Source organism: Eubacterium sp. BIOML-A2, assembly GCF_009680135.1.
Taxonomy (GTDB): domain Bacteria; phylum Bacillota; class Clostridia; order Lachnospirales; family Lachnospiraceae; genus Faecalicatena; species Faecalicatena contortus_B.
The window spans coordinates 1-16,462 of record NZ_WKZK01000057.1 but is presented as its reverse complement, the minus strand read 5'-3'; the positions used below and the strand labels follow the sequence as shown (position 1 = coordinate 16,462).

16 protein-coding genes are annotated in these 16,462 nt (G+C 49.3%); 14 read left to right on the top strand and 2 right to left on the bottom strand.

Annotation, left to right across the window (positions count from 1 at the left end):
• Positions 1–96 precede the first annotated feature (96 nt).
• Positions 97–783, bottom strand: coding sequence for a response regulator transcription factor (locus GKG43_RS17885; protein WP_050642516.1), 687 nt, complete (start codon positions 781–783; stop codon positions 97–99).
• A gap of 372 nt (positions 784–1,155) precedes the next feature.
• On the opposite strand from GKG43_RS17885, the gene GKG43_RS17880 reads away from it, so the two are divergent.
• The 8 genes from GKG43_RS17880 (at position 1,156) to trpA (ending at position 8,610) form a co-directional block, all read left to right on the top strand.
• Positions 1,156–1,437: a hypothetical protein gene (locus GKG43_RS17880; RefSeq protein WP_050642515.1), complete on the top strand. Its 282-nt coding sequence runs from the start codon at positions 1,156–1,158 to the stop codon at positions 1,435–1,437.
• Between the two features lie 648 nt (positions 1,438–2,085).
• Positions 2,086–3,564, top strand: coding sequence for an anthranilate synthase component I (trpE, locus tag GKG43_RS17875; protein WP_129879554.1), 1,479 nt, complete (start codon positions 2,086–2,088; stop codon positions 3,562–3,564).
• Positions 3,561–4,136, top strand: a complete 576-nt coding sequence (locus GKG43_RS17870) for an aminodeoxychorismate/anthranilate synthase component II (RefSeq protein WP_055155269.1) — start codon at positions 3,561–3,563, stop codon at positions 4,134–4,136. The genes trpE and GKG43_RS17870 overlap by 4 nt, the downstream gene beginning before the upstream one ends.
• A gap of 54 nt (positions 4,137–4,190) precedes the next feature.
• Positions 4,191–5,207: an anthranilate phosphoribosyltransferase gene (gene trpD / locus GKG43_RS17865; protein WP_055155275.1), complete on the top strand. Its 1,017-nt coding sequence runs from the start codon at positions 4,191–4,193 to the stop codon at positions 5,205–5,207.
• Positions 5,208–5,219: 12 nt separating this feature from the next.
• On the top strand, positions 5,220–6,059 hold the full coding sequence (gene trpC / locus GKG43_RS17860; protein WP_055155270.1) for an indole-3-glycerol phosphate synthase TrpC: 840 nt from the start codon (positions 5,220–5,222) through the stop codon (positions 6,057–6,059).
• On the top strand, positions 6,056–6,679 hold the full coding sequence (locus tag GKG43_RS17855) for a phosphoribosylanthranilate isomerase (protein ID WP_050642512.1): 624 nt from the start codon (positions 6,056–6,058) through the stop codon (positions 6,677–6,679). Before trpC ends, GKG43_RS17855 begins: the two co-directional genes overlap by 4 nt.
• On the top strand, positions 6,657–7,841 hold the full coding sequence (gene trpB, locus GKG43_RS17850; RefSeq protein ID WP_055155271.1) for a tryptophan synthase subunit beta: 1,185 nt from the start codon (positions 6,657–6,659) through the stop codon (positions 7,839–7,841). Before GKG43_RS17855 ends, trpB begins: the two co-directional genes overlap by 23 nt.
• Positions 7,834–8,610 carry a tryptophan synthase subunit alpha gene (gene trpA, locus GKG43_RS17845; RefSeq protein ID WP_050642510.1) on the top strand — a complete coding sequence of 259 codons (777 nt, stop codon included), beginning with the start codon at positions 7,834–7,836 and terminating at the stop codon, positions 8,608–8,610. Before trpB ends, trpA begins: the two co-directional genes overlap by 8 nt.
• Positions 8,611–8,771: 161 nt before the next feature.
• Here the strand turns inward: trpA and GKG43_RS17840 are convergent, their stop codons facing one another.
• Complete coding sequence (locus GKG43_RS17840) at positions 8,772–9,398, bottom strand: HAD family hydrolase (protein ID WP_055155272.1); 627 nt, start codon at positions 9,396–9,398, stop codon at positions 8,772–8,774.
• Between the two features lie 190 nt (positions 9,399–9,588).
• Between GKG43_RS17840 and polA the strand changes: the two genes are divergently transcribed.
• The 6 genes from polA to GKG43_RS17810 all read left to right on the top strand — a co-directional run bounded on the left by polA (position 9,589) and on the right by GKG43_RS17810 (position 16,216).
• On the top strand, positions 9,589–12,204 hold the full coding sequence (polA, locus tag GKG43_RS17835) for a DNA polymerase I (RefSeq protein ID WP_055155273.1): 2,616 nt from the start codon (positions 9,589–9,591) through the stop codon (positions 12,202–12,204).
• A gap of 67 nt (positions 12,205–12,271) precedes the next feature.
• Complete coding sequence (coaE, locus tag GKG43_RS17830; protein ID WP_055155274.1) at positions 12,272–12,853, top strand: dephospho-CoA kinase; 582 nt, start codon at positions 12,272–12,274, stop codon at positions 12,851–12,853.
• The gene (locus GKG43_RS17825; protein ID WP_050642506.1) at positions 12,850–13,647 is read left to right on the top strand and encodes an MBL fold metallo-hydrolase; all 798 of its coding nucleotides are present in this window, start codon (positions 12,850–12,852) and stop codon (positions 13,645–13,647) included. Before coaE ends, GKG43_RS17825 begins: the two co-directional genes overlap by 4 nt.
• A 20-nt stretch (positions 13,648–13,667) precedes the next feature.
• Entirely contained in the window at positions 13,668–13,940 is a 273-nt protein-coding gene (locus GKG43_RS17820; protein WP_025657692.1) for an ACT domain-containing protein, read from the top strand.
• 37 nt (positions 13,941–13,977) lie between these two features.
• Entirely contained in the window at positions 13,978–15,342 is a 1,365-nt protein-coding gene (locus GKG43_RS17815; RefSeq protein ID WP_050642505.1) for a PFL family protein, read from the top strand.
• A 16-nt stretch (positions 15,343–15,358) separates the two neighbouring features.
• The gene (locus GKG43_RS17810; protein WP_050642504.1) at positions 15,359–16,216 is read left to right on the top strand and encodes a DegV family protein; all 858 of its coding nucleotides are present in this window, start codon (positions 15,359–15,361) and stop codon (positions 16,214–16,216) included.
• Positions 16,217–16,462 lie beyond the last annotated feature (246 nt).

The following is a 16,462-nucleotide window of genomic DNA, read 5'->3' as shown; positions in this document are numbered from 1 at the left end:
ATATGAGTGTAAACCGGAAATATAAAGAATTCCTTAAATGGAAAAGAAAAGCATAAAGAATCTATTAAAGCGGGAAGAAACATAAAGCCAAGGACTTCAGCCCCTGGCTTTATGCAGTCGGTATCCGATTCCCCAGACCGTATCTATATATTCCTCATCCGGGCAGACTGCTTTCAGTTTGCTGCGCAGATTACTAATGTGTACATTCAGCGTATTGTCTTCACTGAGGTATTCTTCTCCCCATACGCTCTGAAATAAATTTGCTTTTGAGAAGACCTTGTCCGGATACTTCATCAGCAATTCCAGAATGGCGGATTCTTTTGCCGTCAGCAACAGCTCCTGTTCTTTCAGGCGGGCCGTTTTTTTATCAACATCTAAAATAAGATTTTGGTATTCCAGCCGGCTGCAGGGGGCGGCCTGATACTGTACCCGGCGCAGGCTGCTTTCGATCCGGGCCAGCATTTCTTCCATATCGAAAGGTTTTGTGATATAATCGTCGGCGCCCAGACGAAGCAGGTCTATCTTATTCTGGGTCGTCTCCCTGGCAGATATCACAATTACGGGAACCGTGTACTGCTTTCGGATATCTGCGAGCAGCAGGTCGCCGCTTCGGTAAGGAAGCATAAGATCCAGCAGGATCAAATCAACCTTATGGTCTTTCAGACAGTCCAGCACATGTAAACCATCGAACCGGCTGGTTACGCTGTATCCGTTTTTGGCTAAAAAATCAGCTAAAAGCTTGTTGATTTCATCATCATCTTCTACAATTAAAATATGATACACGCTTTGCCACCTCTTTTTTAAAATTCGATATAAGGATACTATATTTTCTGATTGAATCCAGTTGCTGGCAGCAAGACTTATGCTATCTTGTTTTGCCAACTACATTGACATCAACCGGAAAAGACTTTATAGTATGTAGTGAATATAACTGACATGATAAGCTATTTTACAGGATGTTTCAAGAGAGAATGTGCAAAATGCAGCTATGACGTTACTGTGCACGCCCGCAGGGGGTGAACAGTAACGCTATGAAGTTCTTGTGTGCGCCAACAGGGTGTTAATAGCAACGCTATGACAAACATATACATGGAACCAGGCAAACCTGCGGTCAGCCCCGCCGGGAGCAGGTTCCGTCCAGAGGAGGTGAACGATATGACGTTCAAACGCGGAGATACTTGTTTTATACTGGAGGATAACTCACAGGCCGTCCAGGTCAAAGTTGTAAGTAAGCAGGGGAAAACATATATAGTGCAGCTGATTGGTTCCTGTGGTGCCTTAAAACTTCCGGAGGAGAGGCTGTTTGAGACAGCAGAGAAAGCGATGGCAAGCAGAAAGACATCAAGGGCGATGGTAAGCCCCCAGTTATCAGATTCAGATACAAATCCCGGACTGACAGAGATCAGGATTTCAGATAAGGGGAACCGGTGGCGCTGACAGGAGCGGGAGCAGCAGTATATTTACTGACAAAACGCAAAAGAAAATCACATCATATAAATTTACTTACAAAAAAATCAAATTCGGCATTGACATTTGAAGGAGGAAGTGTATATAATATACCATAATTTAATAATGTAAACCGATGAAGCGGAGATAAAAACATATCGTGCATTCACAGAGAGCCTGAGGTGGTGGGATTCAGGTAAACGCAGTTTGTTAAATGGACCGCTGAGGGCATGAGGGAAAGGCCGTGAGGCCGAGTATAGCATGACGTATGGGCGTACGTCAGTCGCCGGAGATATGATAGTATCTTGCTAAGCGCACAGGATTTATTTTCTGTGAATCAAGGTGGCACCGCGAATTGAATTTTCAATCCGTCCTTGACATTACTTTATATTTGTAATGTCAGGGGCGGATTTTTTTATGATATTAGGAAATTTCAGAGGGATTTCCTAATATCATAAAAACCCTCCGGGAGGATGCGCATGCCGCGATAAGGTAAATAGCCGCAAGGCGGCATCGCGGCTGGATGCGTACTGTGGAGTATGGGGCAGCTGCCTCGGAGCGGCCGCCGCAGGTGAACTATATTGAGAATATTCTGAAAACGGACCGCAAAGGGGTCTGACCCCTATGAAAGGAGAACTTATGACTTATCCAGATTTGAAAAAGGCAGAAGAGTTGGCAGCGATGGGATTGTATCATACGATGCCTGTCAGTATGGAGATGTTTTCTGACATGTATACCCCGGTCGGGGTTTTGAGAAAATTGAAAAATGTCAGTGAACATTGTTATATGCTCGAGAGTGCGGAGGACGCGAAACGATGGGGGCGTTACAGTTTTCTGGGATTTGAACCTACTTTGGAGATCAGCTGCAGAAATGGGATGCTTCACATGAAAGGCCGTGAGGTCCGGGAAGTGGAGACGGCCTGCCCCGGGGAATACATACGGCAGGTGGTGGAGGCGCACAGAGCCCCGAAGATTGAGGGAATGCCTTCCTTTACCGGCGGGCTTGTAGGGTATTTTTCATACGATTATATCAAGTATGTGGAGCCTTCACTGAAGCTGGACGCCAGGGATGAGTCACATTTCCGGGATCTGGATCTGATGCTTTTTGATCAGGTAATTGTATTTGATAATCTGAAGCAGAAGATGATTTTGATTGTAAACATGTCTTTAGACAAAGATGTGAAAAAAGAGTATGAAGATGCAGTTGTGAGATTGAAGCGGCTGGAAGCAATTGTGCGGGACGGTGAACTGGAGCCGCACATTCCACTAAAAGTGAAAAACGGGTTTCAACCGCATTTTACAAAAGAAAAATACTGCCGCATGGTAGAAGAGGCAAAACATCATATCTATGAGGGCGATATTTTCCAAGTGGTATTGTCCAACAGGCTGGAGGCGGAGATCGAGGGGAGCATACTGGATGTTTACCGGGTGCTCAGGAGTACAAATCCTTCCCCCTATATGTTTTATTTTTCCAGCAATGATATTGAGATTGCCGGCGCCTCCCCGGAGACGCTGGTGAAGCTGGAAAATGGGACGCTGCATACATTTCCGCTGGCGGGAACCCGGAAAAGAGGGGAGACCTGTGCGGAGGACGAAAGGCTGGAGGCGGAACTGCTTGCGGATGAAAAGGAGCTTGCCGAGCACAACATGCTGGTTGACCTGGGAAGAAATGATATTGGGAAAATCAGTAAGATCGGCACGGTGGAGCTGGAAAAATATAAGAGTATCGAGAAGTTTTCCCACGTCATGCATATTGGTTCAACGGTGAAGGGGAATATACGGGAGGATAAAGATTTTATGGATACCGTGGATGCGATACTGCCGGCGGGAACGCTGTCCGGGGCTCCTAAGATCAGGGCCTGCCAGATCATAGATCAACTGGAAGACTGCAAACGCGGCATCTACGGCGGTGCAGTTGGCTACATTGATTTTACCGGCAATCTGGATACCTGCATTGCAATCAGAATGGCCTACGCTAAGAATGGTTCGCTCTATGTATGCTCCGGAGCAGGCATCGTAGCTGACAGTGTGCCGGAGATGGAGTATCAGGAATGTATCAACAAAGCAAAAGCGGTGACAAACGCAGTGGAAAGAGCAGGAGAGGGGATGGGAGCATGATTTTGCTGATTGATAATTACGACAGTTTTTCATATAACCTGTATCAGCTGATTGGGGCAGAGTGTAAGGACCTGACCGTCATACGGAACGACGAAAAGACGGTGGAAGAGATCAGGGAAATGGATCCGGTCTGCATTGTCCTTTCCCCCGGTCCGGGAAGGCCGGAAGATGCGGGGGTGTGCACGGAGGTGGTGGATAAGCTGGCAAAAGAGATTCCGATTCTCGGTGTATGCCTGGGGCACCAGGCGATCTGCCAGGCATTTGGCGGAAAAGTGACATATGCCAGACAACTGATGCATGGGAAGACCTCAAGCATCGAACTTGACTGCAGCAGCCGGTTATTTCAGGGGCTGGAAAAAAGCATTCCGGCCGCCAGGTATCATTCACTGGCGGCGGAGGAAGAAAGCCTTCCGGATGTGCTTAAGGTAACCGCGAGGGCCGCAGACGGCGAAATCATGGCTGTAGAACACAGAGAGTATCCGGTCTATGGCCTGCAGTTTCATCCGGAATCCATCCTGACGCCGGACGGGGCGCAAATGATCCGGAATTTTTTGAAAACAGATAAAGCGTAACAGCAAACCAGCATGTTAAATAAGAGCAGCAGGGCAGAAAGGAAACAGGACATCATGATTAAAGAGGCAATTTTAAAACTGGCAGGAAGAGAAAACTTAACCTATGACGAAGCTTATCAGGTAATGGATGAAATTATGAGCGGGGAGGCGAGCAATGTACAGATGAGCTCGTATCTGACGGCCATGAGCCTGAAGGGGGAGACCATTGACGAGATCACGGCTTCGGCAGCAGGGATGCGGGAGCACTGTGTGAAACTTCTGCATAACGTAGATGCACTGGAAATCGTAGGGACGGGAGGGGATGGGGCGAATTCGTTTAACATCTCAACGACCTCCGCACTTGTGATTGCGGCAGCAGGAGTTCCGGTGGCAAAGCACGGAAACAGAGCCGCATCCAGCAGATGTGGGGCTGCGGATGTACTGGAGGCACTGGGCGTGAAGATCACAATTCCACCTGAAAAGAGTGCAGAGCTGCTGGAAAAGATCGGAATTTGTTTTCTGTTTGCGCAGAATTATCACATCGCCATGAAATACGTAGCTCCGGTCAGAAAAGAACTGGGGATCAGAACCATATTCAATATCCTGGGACCGCTCGCCAATCCGGCAGGCGCCAACATGGAAGTCATGGGCGTTTATGAGGAGGCCCTTGTGGAGCCGCTTGCAAGAGTCCTGGAAAAGCTGGGAGTCAAAAATGCCATGGTCGTGTACGGGCAGGATAAGCTGGATGAGATCTCAATGAGCGCGCCGACGACCGTATGTGAGATTAAAAACGGCGAGTTCCATTCGTATGCGATCACGCCGGAGCAGTTTGGCTTTACATCCTGCGGCAAAAATGAGCTGCAGGGCGGAACCCCGCAGGAAAACGCTGAGATTACGAGAGCGGTCCTGAGCGGCAGGGAACTTGGGCCAAAACGCAGCGCGGTACTGCTCAATGCCGGTGCGGCTCTATATGTGGCTGGCAGGGCGGATACACTTGAAGCGGGGGTAAAGATGGCGCAGCAAGCGATAGACAGCGGCAAGGCACAGGAAAAGTTAGAACAGTTCATTGCGTATTCAAATGAAAAAATATAAGGCGGGTAAAAGATGATATTAGAAGAAATTGCAGACAGAACCAGAGAGAGAATTCAAGAAAGAAAACAGGAAGTACCCGAAAGAGAGTTAAAGGAAAGAGCATATGGAATCGCGGCGGCAGAAAAAGAAAAAAACGGAGGTAAATTTCGGTTTCCTTTTGAAGAGGCATTAAGACAAGAAGGAATGTCTTTTATCTGCGAAGTAAAAAAAGCGTCTCCGTCAAAGGGGGTAATAGCGGAACATTTTCCCTATCTGGCCATTGCAGAAGATTACGAGAGCGCGGGCGCGGCGGCAATATCTGTTTTAACTGAGCCATACTATTTTCAGGGCAGCAACCGATATCTGGAGGAGATTGCGGAAAAAGTGCATATCCCAATACTTCGGAAGGACTTCACCATAGACGCCTACATGCTCTATGAGGCAAAATGTATCCATGCGTCGGCTGTACTGCTGATCTGTGCAATTCTGGAAGAGCAGGAACTGCGCGGATATATGCAGATTGCAGGCGAACTGGGGCTTTCGGCATTGGTCGAAGCACACACCGAAGAAGAAGTAAAAAAGGCCCTGCGGTGCGGCGCCAGAATAATAGGGGTCAACAACCGGGACTTAAGAACCTTTCAGGTAGATATCCGGACCAGCAGCCGGCTGCGCGACATGGTGCCGGACGGGATACTCTTCGTATCCGAAAGCGGAATAAAAACAGCCGGGGATGTCCAGTGCCTGAGAGAAAACGGAACAGATGGAGTACTGATAGGCGAGACACTCATGCGATTTGTCAACAAAGGGGTCAGACCCCTTTGCCCACCATTGTCAGAATATTTTCAAGATTTATCATCCGGGGAGAGATTATGAAGATTAAAATATGTGGTCTGTGCAGGGAGGAAGAGATTGCGGCTGTCAATGAAGTGCAGCCGGACTATATTGGATTTGTCTTTGCGCAGGGCAGTAGAAGATATGTCGATCCTAGACGGGCTGCCCTTTTGAAGCAGGGGCTGTCTAAGGAAGTAGCTGCAGTGGGGGTGTTTACAGATGCGCCGCTGGAGCAGATCCTGCAGCTGGTATATGGAAAGGTGATTGATGTCGTACAGCTGCATGGAAATGAAACTCTGGAATTTGCGGAAGATTTGAAGTGCTGCTGCGATGTGCCGGTTGTGAAGGCAGTTTCTATGACAGAGGATACGTACAGCAGAGATATCAAGAGGTGGGAGCACAGCTGTGTGGATTACCTGCTTTTGGACAGCGGCAGGGGAGGAACGGGCACAGCTTTTGATTATGGAAGAATCGGCAGTCCTGCCAAGCCCTTCTTTCTGGCCGGAGGACTGACTCCGGAAAATGTGGCGGAGGCGGCCCGGCAGGTATTGCCTTACGCAGTCGATATGAGCAGCGGTGTAGAGACAGGCGGCAGGAAGGATAAAGAAAAAATAGAAAAAGCAGTCAGGAGGATTCGAGATGTCGAAAGGAAGATACGGTGAGTTTGGAGGGCAGTATATCTCCGAAACATTAATGAACGAGTTGATTCAGCTGGAGGAACAATATGAATATTATAAAAAAGATGCAAGATTTCAGCAGGAGCTGAAACAATTGTTAAATGAATACGCGGGGCGTCCGTCCCTGCTGTATTATGCAGAAAAGATGACAGAAGATCTGGGCGGAGCCAGAATCTATCTGAAGAGGGAAGATCTGAATCATACTGGTTCCCACAAGATTAATAACGTGCTGGGGCAGGTTCTGCTGGCAAAGAAAATGGGAAAGACAAGGGTGATCGCAGAAACAGGCGCCGGGCAGCATGGCGTGGCAACTGCGACAGCGGCGGCGCTTCTGGGGCTGGAATGTGAAGTCTTTATGGGAAAGGAGGACACGGAGCGGCAGGCGCTGAATGTATACAGGATGGAACTGCTCGGGGCAAAGGTCCATGCAGTAACGACCGGCACACAGACCCTGAAAGATGCGGTAAATGCGACCATGCGCGAATGGACGAACCGGGTATCGGATACCCACTATGTACTTGGCTCCGTGATGGGGCCACATCCGTTCCCGATGATGGTGCGGGATTTCCAGAGTGTGATCAGCCAGGAGGCACGGCAGCAGATCATGGAAGCGGAAGGGAGACTTCCCTCTGCGGTGCTTGCCTGCGTGGGAGGCGGAAGTAATGCCATGGGTATGTTTTACAACTTTATCGAAGATGAAAATGTAAAACTGATCGGCTGTGAGGCGGCAGGAAGAGGAATCGACACAGACCAGCATGCGGCAACGATGGCAAAGGGAACCCTGGGAGTCTTCCACGGCATGAAATCCTATTTCTGCCAGGATGAATACGGACAGATCGCTCCGGTGTACTCTATTTCCGCCGGGCTGGACTATCCGGGTATCGGGCCGGAACACGCATATCTGCGGGATTCGGGCCGGGCGGAGTATGTGCCGGTGACAGACGATGAGGCGGTTGACGCATTTGAATATCTGGCAAGGACAGAGGGCATTATCTGTGCCATAGAAAGCGCACATGCCGTTGCGCACACAAGAAAAATTGCACCGCAGATGAGAAAAGACGAGAGCCTGATCATCTGTCTCTCAGGAAGAGGCGATAAAGATGTGGCGGCTATCGCAAGGTATAAGGGGGTACACATTCATGAGTAGAATAGCAGATGCATTTGCAGGAGGAAAAGCGTTTATCGTGTTCTTAACGGCAGGAGATCCCTCGGGGGATAAGACAGTAGAATACATTCTGGCAATGGAAGAGGCGGGGGCGGATCTGATCGAAATCGGAATTCCATTCTCCGATCCGACCGCCGAGGGTGTTGTGATTCAGGAGGCCAATATCAGGGCGTTAAACGGAAATATGACGCTTGACGGTGTGTTCGAAATTGTAAGAAAGGTGAGAGAAAAAAGCCAGATACCGCTGGTGTTCATGACTTATTTAAACCCCGTCTTTCATTATGGATATGAGGCGTTTTATGAGAAATGTGAGGAGCTTGGCGTAGATGGCATTATAATTCCGGACCTGCCCTATGAGGAAAAGGGGGAAATGTCTCATATAGCAGACAAACACGGTGTAGATATTATTTCCATGATAGCGCCGACATCCAGACAGCGCATTCAGATGATTGCAAAAGAGGCAAAGGGCTTTCTCTATGTCGTATCCTCCATGGGAGTAACGGGCGTGCGGAATCAGATCGAGACGGATATTTCATCTATGATTGCTTCTATCCGTGAAGTGACCGATCTTCCGGCAGCCGTAGGTTTCGGAATCAGCACGACGGAGCAGGCAGGGGCGATGGCAGCAGTATCCGACGGGGCGATTGTGGGAAGCGCCATTGTAAAATTGATTGAAACATATGGGGATAAGGCGGAGGAAGCCTTGAAAACGTATGTATCCGAGATGAGGGAGGCAGTACATAACTGCTGAGCGCAGAGCACCGGAGAAAACGGTTCAAAGGGCAGCCCGGCCCTGCCGTCTGAAACACAAAAAATCAGTTGGCAGAGCCGGTTATCCGGTGACAGCGTATCACCGGGAGATCAACGGGAAACTCCTTGATTTTCCTGCAATGCATTTCCCGTCCCGCACATTTATAATAGAAGAAACAGTTCCAGCAGCTCGCTGATTCTGGAGATTCTCACTTCCGCGGCGGGGGCATTGCCAAAGCCGTATGATGCAAAAATAAAAGGAATGCCGGCTTCCATGCAGGCCTCATAATCACCCTGTGTATCGCCCACATAGACCACATCTCTCAGCTTTCTGCGTTCCATCAAAGTTCTGATCGTCATCCCCTTAGAGGTCTGGGTTTCACCAAAGCAGAGGTGGTCCTGCACAGCGGCTTCGAGTCCTGTTGTCTTTAAAAAGACTTCGATATATCCGCACTGGCAGTTGCTGACAATGAAAATCCGGGTGCTCTGGGAAAGCCTTAGCAGGGTCTCCCGTACGCCTTCATAGAGGATGCCGGGTTTCGTCTCAAGAAGCTTGTTTTCGTATTCAAAGCAGATATCACCCAGTTTCTGCTGTTCCTCTTTCGACAACGTGGGAAAGACGGCATGATATATCTCGTCCATAGTTTTGCCAAACAGATTCTTCAGCATCGGGCCATCTATTCTGACATCCAGGGCAGAATGTTCGGCAATTGCCTGGTTCCAGGCCTCTGCCACCGAGTCGGTTGAGTCCCACAAAGTTCCGTCTACATCAAAAATAATTCCATCCATTTTCCATACTCCTTAATCGCAAAAATTCTGTAACAGTTGCTTTCATAATATCATAAAAATAGCCTTTTAAAAAGAAAGAATTTAGTGTATACTCTATTATGTTATAGTGAACGTTAGTAAGGGACGCGTGTCTGTACACTTTCCGAACGACGGTCATGATATCATATCACCAGGATGTGGAGAAAAAACTATGAGTAAAAAGATTGTATTAATAGATGGCCACAGTATTTTAAACAGGGCGTTCTATGGAGTACCGGACCTGACCAACTCGGAGGGGCTTCATACGAACGCTATTTATGGGTTTTTGAACATCATGTTCAAGATCCTGGACGAGGAGAAGCCGGAATATCTGACCGTGACATTTGATGTGCATGCGCCTACATTCCGGCATGAGATGTATGCAGATTATAAGGGAACCAGAAAGCCAATGGCAGAAGAACTAAGGCAGCAGGTCCCGGTAATCAAGGAAGTTCTGCAGGCCATGAACATCGAGATTATTGAGCAGGCAGGCCTGGAGGCGGATGATCTGCTGGGAACGATTTCACGTATCTGCGAGGAAAAGGGGATGGATGTCGCCATCATATCCGGGGACAGAGATACACTGCAGCTCGCTACAGAGCATGTAAAGATCCGGATTCCAAAGACAAAACAGGGCAGGACAGAAGTTGAGGACTATTATGCGGTTGACGTAAAAGAAAGGTATGGAGTTACCCCAACGGAATTTATCGACGTGAAAGCCCTGATGGGAGATGCATCGGATAACATACCGGGCGTCCCGGGAGTCGGGGAGAAGACGGCAACCAAGATCATCACGGAATACGGCACCATAGAAAATGCCTATGCCCACGCGGCGGAGATCAAGCCTCCAAGGGCCAGCAAGAACCTGCAGGAGTATTGGGATCAGGCGTGCATGAGCAAGACGCTTGCCACCATCGATACCCATGCAGAGATCGCGTTTAACCTGGAAGCGGCTGAACATGGGAATCCGTTTACGAAGGAAGCGCATGACTATTTTCAGAAACTGCAGTTCAAAAATCTGCTGAGCCGGTTTGATGTAGAAAGCTCTTCCAATAAAGTGGAATCTCATTTCAAGGAGATTACGGATAAAGAGGAAGCGGAAAAGATATTCAAAGAGGCAGCACGGGCGGAGTGTGTAGGCGTTGCAATTACGGAGGATGCCGGAAATGTACTGCCTCTGTTTGCGCATCCGTCCGGATACGGAAGAGTGAGCATTGCCTATGGGCCGGAGCAGATCTATTCCATTCTCTGTGATACCGACATGGATATAGAGTATCTGTTTGGAAAATTAACGGAAATAGCAGGCAGTGTACAGACATTTGCCATGTTTGACCTGAAGAAATACCTGCCTTTGGTGGAAGTGGCAGAGCAGGAAAAATGTTTCGACGTAACCGTAGCGGCCTATCTTCTGAATCCTCTGAAGAATAATTATAATTATGAAGATGTGGCAAGGGAACAGCTGGGAATTATGATCGATGAGAAGGCAGATATCATGACAAAGGCATGTTATGAAGCATACACTGCATTTGCATCCGTAAAACCATTGAGAGACAAGATGCTGGCGGAGGGGATGTACCACCTGTTTACAGACATAGAGATGCCGCTTGTCTTCACCCTGTTCGATATGGAGCAGGCGGGGATAAAGGTGGAGGCAGAGGCGCTGAAGTTTTATGGCGAACAGCTGGGCGGCCGGATCGTGGAGCTGGAGAAGGAGATCTATGAGATGGCGGGAGAGACGTTTAACATTAACTCTCCGAAGCAGCTGGGAGTCGTCCTTTTTGACCACATGCAGCTGCCTAACGGTAAAAAGACTAAGACCGGATACTCAACCGCCGCCGATGTGCTGGACAAGCTGGCGCCGGATTATCCGGTGGTCGATAAGATTCTGGAGTACAGACAGCTGACCAAGCTGAAGTCCACATACGCGGACGGGCTGGCTGTCTATATTGGTCCGGACGGAAGAATCCACGGAAAGTTCAACCAGACGATCACCGCAACCGGCCGGATCAGCAGTACGGAGCCGAACCTCCAAAATATTCCGGTGCGGATGGAACTGGGGCGTCTGATCAGAAAAGTATTTGTGCCAAAAGAGGGCTGCGTCTTTATCGATGCGGATTATTCCCAGATCGAGCTGAGGATACTGGCGCACTGCTCCGGGGACGAACAGCTGATCCAGGCGTATAAAGAGGCAAGGGATATCCATCGGATGACGGCTTCCCAGGTGTTCCACACTCCGTTTGAAGAGGTGACGGAACTTCAGCGGCGCAATGCCAAGGCGGTCAACTTTGGAATCGTATACGGGATCAGTTCTTTTGGGCTGAGTCAGGATTTGAGTATCACCAGGAAAGAAGCGGCGCAGTACATTGAAAATTATTTCGAGACTTATCCGGGAATCAAACGTTTTCTGGATGATACGGTGGCCCATGCAAAAACGGAGGGCTATGTTGTGACCCTCTTCGGGCGCAGAAGGCCGGTGCCGGAACTGAAATCCAGCAATTTTATGCAGCGGAATTTCGGGGAACGGGTGGCGATGAACGCCCCGATCCAGGGATCTGCCGCGGATATAATGAAGATTGCGATGATCGGTGTAAACCGGGAACTGAAGGAAAAAGGGCTCCGGTCAAAAATGATCCTGCAGGTGCACGATGAACTGCTGATCGAGGCCCACAAGGATGAAGTCGAAGAAGTAAAGGAGATACTGAAACGGCAGATGGAGCAGGCCGCAGACCTGGACGTCCCCTTGATTGTAGACATGCATACAGGGGAGAACTGGTACGAGGCAAAGTAGTGTCCGTGGCAAAGCGGAGTCTGGATAAAACTTGAGTAAAGCGAATAATGAACAAAGAGGAATTTAGATGAAGATACTGGGAATTACCGGCGGGGTAGGTTCCGGAAAGAGTAAAGTCCTGCATTTTCTTGAGGAAGAATACGGCGCGGTGGTCTGCCAGCTGGATGAGGTGGCCAAAGAGCTTCAGAAAAAGGGCGGGGCCTGCTACCAAAAGATCATAGAACAGTTCGGTACAGAGATCATAGGGCCGGACGGGGAACTGGACCGCAGCCGGCTGGCCGCCCTGATTTTTCGGGATGCACAGATGCGGCAGAAGTTGAACGGGATTGTCCATCCGGAAGTGAAAAAATGGGTGGAACAGGATATCGAGGAAAAGAAAAAACGGAAAGTGCCGCTATATGTGATAGAAGCGGCACTTCTTCCGGAGGCGGGATATGAAGATATCTGCGGGGAAATGTGGTATATTTATGCAGAAGAAAGCGTTAGAAGAGAACGCCTGAAGCAGTCCAGAGGGTATTCCGCTGAGAAGATTGCCCGGATGATGGAAGCGCAGTCCCCGGAACGGGTATTTCGCAGCGCATGCCAGGCTGTTATAGATAACAGCGGGACATTTGACAATACAAAAAGGCAAATAGGAGAAATATTATGAGGTTATGCAGCATTGCCAGCGGAAGCAGCGGCAACTGTATCTATGTGGGGAGCGACAACACGCATCTGCTTGTGGATACAGGAATCAGCAAGAAAAAGATTGATGCAGGGCTAAAAGAGCTGGACATCAAAGGAGAAGAACTGGACGGTATTCTGATCACACATGAGCATTCAGATCATATTCAGGGACTGGGCGTTTTCAGCCGGAAATATGAGGTGCCGATCTACGCGACTCCGGGAACAATAGAGGGGATTGAGAATTATGCGCCCCTGGGAAGGATGCCGGAAGGGCTTCTTCATCCAATACATACGGACGAAAGTTTTATATTGGGGGACATTACAATTGATCCGTTTCGGATCTCGCATGATGCGAAAGAGCCATCCGGATACCGTATGAACTGCTGCGGAAAATCCGTTGCAGTGGCGACGGATCTTGGAATTTACGATGAATACACGGTGTCGAAGCTTAAAAGTCTGGACGCGGTGCTGCTGGAGGCAAACCACGATATCCATATGCTGGAAGTAGGCTCCTATCCATATTATCTGAAACGGAGAGTCATGGGAGACAAGGGACATTTATCCAACGAATTGTCAGGAAGACTTCTTTGTGATATACTACATGATAATTTGAAACACATTCTGCTGGGACACTTAAGCAAGGAAAATAATTATGCTAAGCTGGCGTATGAAACCGTAAAGCTGGAGGTGACTCTGAGCGATAATATTTATAAAGGTGAGGATCTTGACATGGCTGTCGCAAGAAGAGACATGATATCAGAGATCATTACAGTATAGACAATCAGGAGGATAAGAAGATGAAAAAATGTATCGTAACAGTGCTGGGGCAGGACACCGTAGGGATTATAGCAAAGGTTTGTACATATTTGGCTGAGAACAGGATTAATATACTGGATATCTCACAGACCATTATCCAGGGGTACTTTAATATGATGATGATCGTGGATGTAACCAGTCTTGACAAAGACTTTAAGGTAGTCTGCGATGAGCTTGATAAGCTGGGAGAAGAGATCGGAGTGAATATCCGCTGCCAGAGAGAAGAGATATTTGAAAAGATGCACAGGCTGTAAGAGTAAAGCGTGAGGATAGAAGGCGAGGATAAGCACTATGATTAATATGTATGAAGTATCAGAAACCAATAAAATGATTGAGCACGAGAATCTGGATGTCCGTACGATAACGCTGGGGATCAGTCTCCTGGATTGTATTGACTCGAACCTGGAGGAACTCAACCGCAAGATTTATGATAAGATTACGACCGTAGCGGCAAAACTGGTTTCTACCGGAAGTGATATTGAAAAAGAATTCGGAATTCCGATTGTAAATAAGAGAATTTCAATCACACCCATCGCTTTGGTGGGAGGGGCTGCGTGCAAGTCCCCGGAGGATTTTGTGACTATTGCAAGAACGCTGGACCGGGCGGCCAAGGAAGTAGGCGTCAATTTTATCGGTGGTTATTCCGCTCTGGTTTCAAAAGCTATGACAAAGAGCGATGAGAACCTGATCCGTTCCATCCCCCAGGCACTGGCTGAGACGGAGAGAATCTGCAGTTCCGTCAATGTGGGATCTACGAAGACGGGGATCAATATGGATGCCGTGCGCCTGTGCGGTGAGATCGTCAAAGCCACCGCTGAGGCAACAAAAGACAATGATTCCCTGGGCTGTGCAAAGCTCGTGATCTTCTGCAATGCGCCGGATGATAACCCGTTTATGGCGGGAGCATTCTTAGGAGTTACCGAGGCGGATGCGGTAATCAATGTAGGCGTCAGCGGACCGGGCGTGGTAAAAAAGGCGCTCGAGAAAGTGCGCGGCAAGGGCTTTGAGGAGCTCTGCGAGACCATCAAGAAGACGGCGTTCAAGGTAACCCGCGTGGGACAGCTCGTAGCCGGCGAGGCCTCCAAAAGGCTGGGAATCCCCTTCGGTATCGTAGACCTGTCACTGGCGCCGACTCCGGCGGTGGGAGACAGCGTGGCAGAGATACTGGAAGAGATCGGACTGGAGCGTGTGGGAGCGCCCGGGACAACGGCTGCCCTGGCAATGCTCAACGACCAGGTAAAAAAGGGCGGCGTCATGGCATCTTCCTATGTGGGGGGCCTAAGCGGAGCATTTATCCCGGTCAGTGAAGACCAGGGAATGATTGATGCAGTCAACGCCGGTGCTCTGACGCTCGAAAAACTGGAGGCAATGACCTGCGTATGTTCCGTCGGACTGGATATGATAGCCATTCCGGGGAAGACCAGCGCCAGCACAATATCCGGAATCATTGCGGACGAGATGGCGATCGGCATGGTGAACCAGAAGACAACAGCAGTGCGTCTGATTCCGGTGATCGGCAAGGACGTGGGAGAAACAGCAGAATTCGGAGGCCTGCTCGGGTATGCGCCGATCATGCCGGTCAACCAGTTCGGCTGTGAGGCATTTGTCGGGCGAAAGGGAAGAATCCCGGCTCCAATTCACAGCTTCAAAAACTAAAACAGGGGAAATATATATGAAGAAGATTGCAATTGTAACGGACAGTAACAGCGGAATCACTCAAAAAGAAGGAAAAGAGATGGGCATCTCTGTGGTGCCTATGCCGTTTTTCATAGACGGAGAGCTTTTTCTCGAGGATATCACACTGTCACAGGAAGATTTTTACAAAAAACTGGGAGAGGATTCCGATATTTCAACCTCCCAGCCGTCACCCGGAGAGATTCTGGAACTTTGGGACAAACTGCTCGAGGAATATGACGAAGTCGTGCACATCCCAATGTCCAGCGGGCTGAGCAGCAGCTGCGAGACAGCTGTAACACTTTCGGAGGACTATGACGGCAGGGTACAGGTCGTGGATAACCAGAGAATTTCTGTCACCCAGGTGCAGTCTGTACTGGATGCGATAAAGCTGAGGAATGAAGGCAAATCCGCAGCAGAGATCAGAGAAATTCTGGTAAAAGAAAAAATGGAAGCCAGTATCTACATCACAGTAGATACACTGAAATATCTGAAAAAAGGCGGCAGAATCACCCCTGCGGCCGCGGCTCTGGGCACCGTGCTCAATCTAAAGCCCGTCCTGCAGATTCAGGGCGAGAAGCTGGATGCGTATGCAAAAGTGCGCGGCTGGAAAGCAGCAAAGCGCACCATGCTGGGCGCCATCGAGAAAGACCTCAAAGAAAGATTTGCCGGCCGCGAAGACCAGATGGTACTGGGTATGGCATACACTTGCGGACAGGAAGAGGCGCAGGAATGGAAAAAAGAAATCCAGGAAAAATTTCCGGGGTATCAGATCATAGAGGGGCCGCTGTCACTCAGCGTAGCGTGCCACATAGGCCCTGGCGCCATGGCGGTTACCTGTATGAAGCGAGTGTGAGGGGGAGGTCCGCTTAGGGGAATGTGTGCCGGGGCGCTGCGCGAAGCCACGAAAATACGCTGCTCCCGTCCGGCACAACCCTCTATTTAAGCCACACCTCCCGACCGGATGCGTCCAGCACCGATGAGGGACAGGCGGGCAGGCGTACACATGCTGTTTGAAAATGCTAGAGTGCATCTTACGAATTCTAGGAAGCAAGCAGGCCCGAAACAGGGGAGAATCCGTGATTTCGAATCACGGATTCTC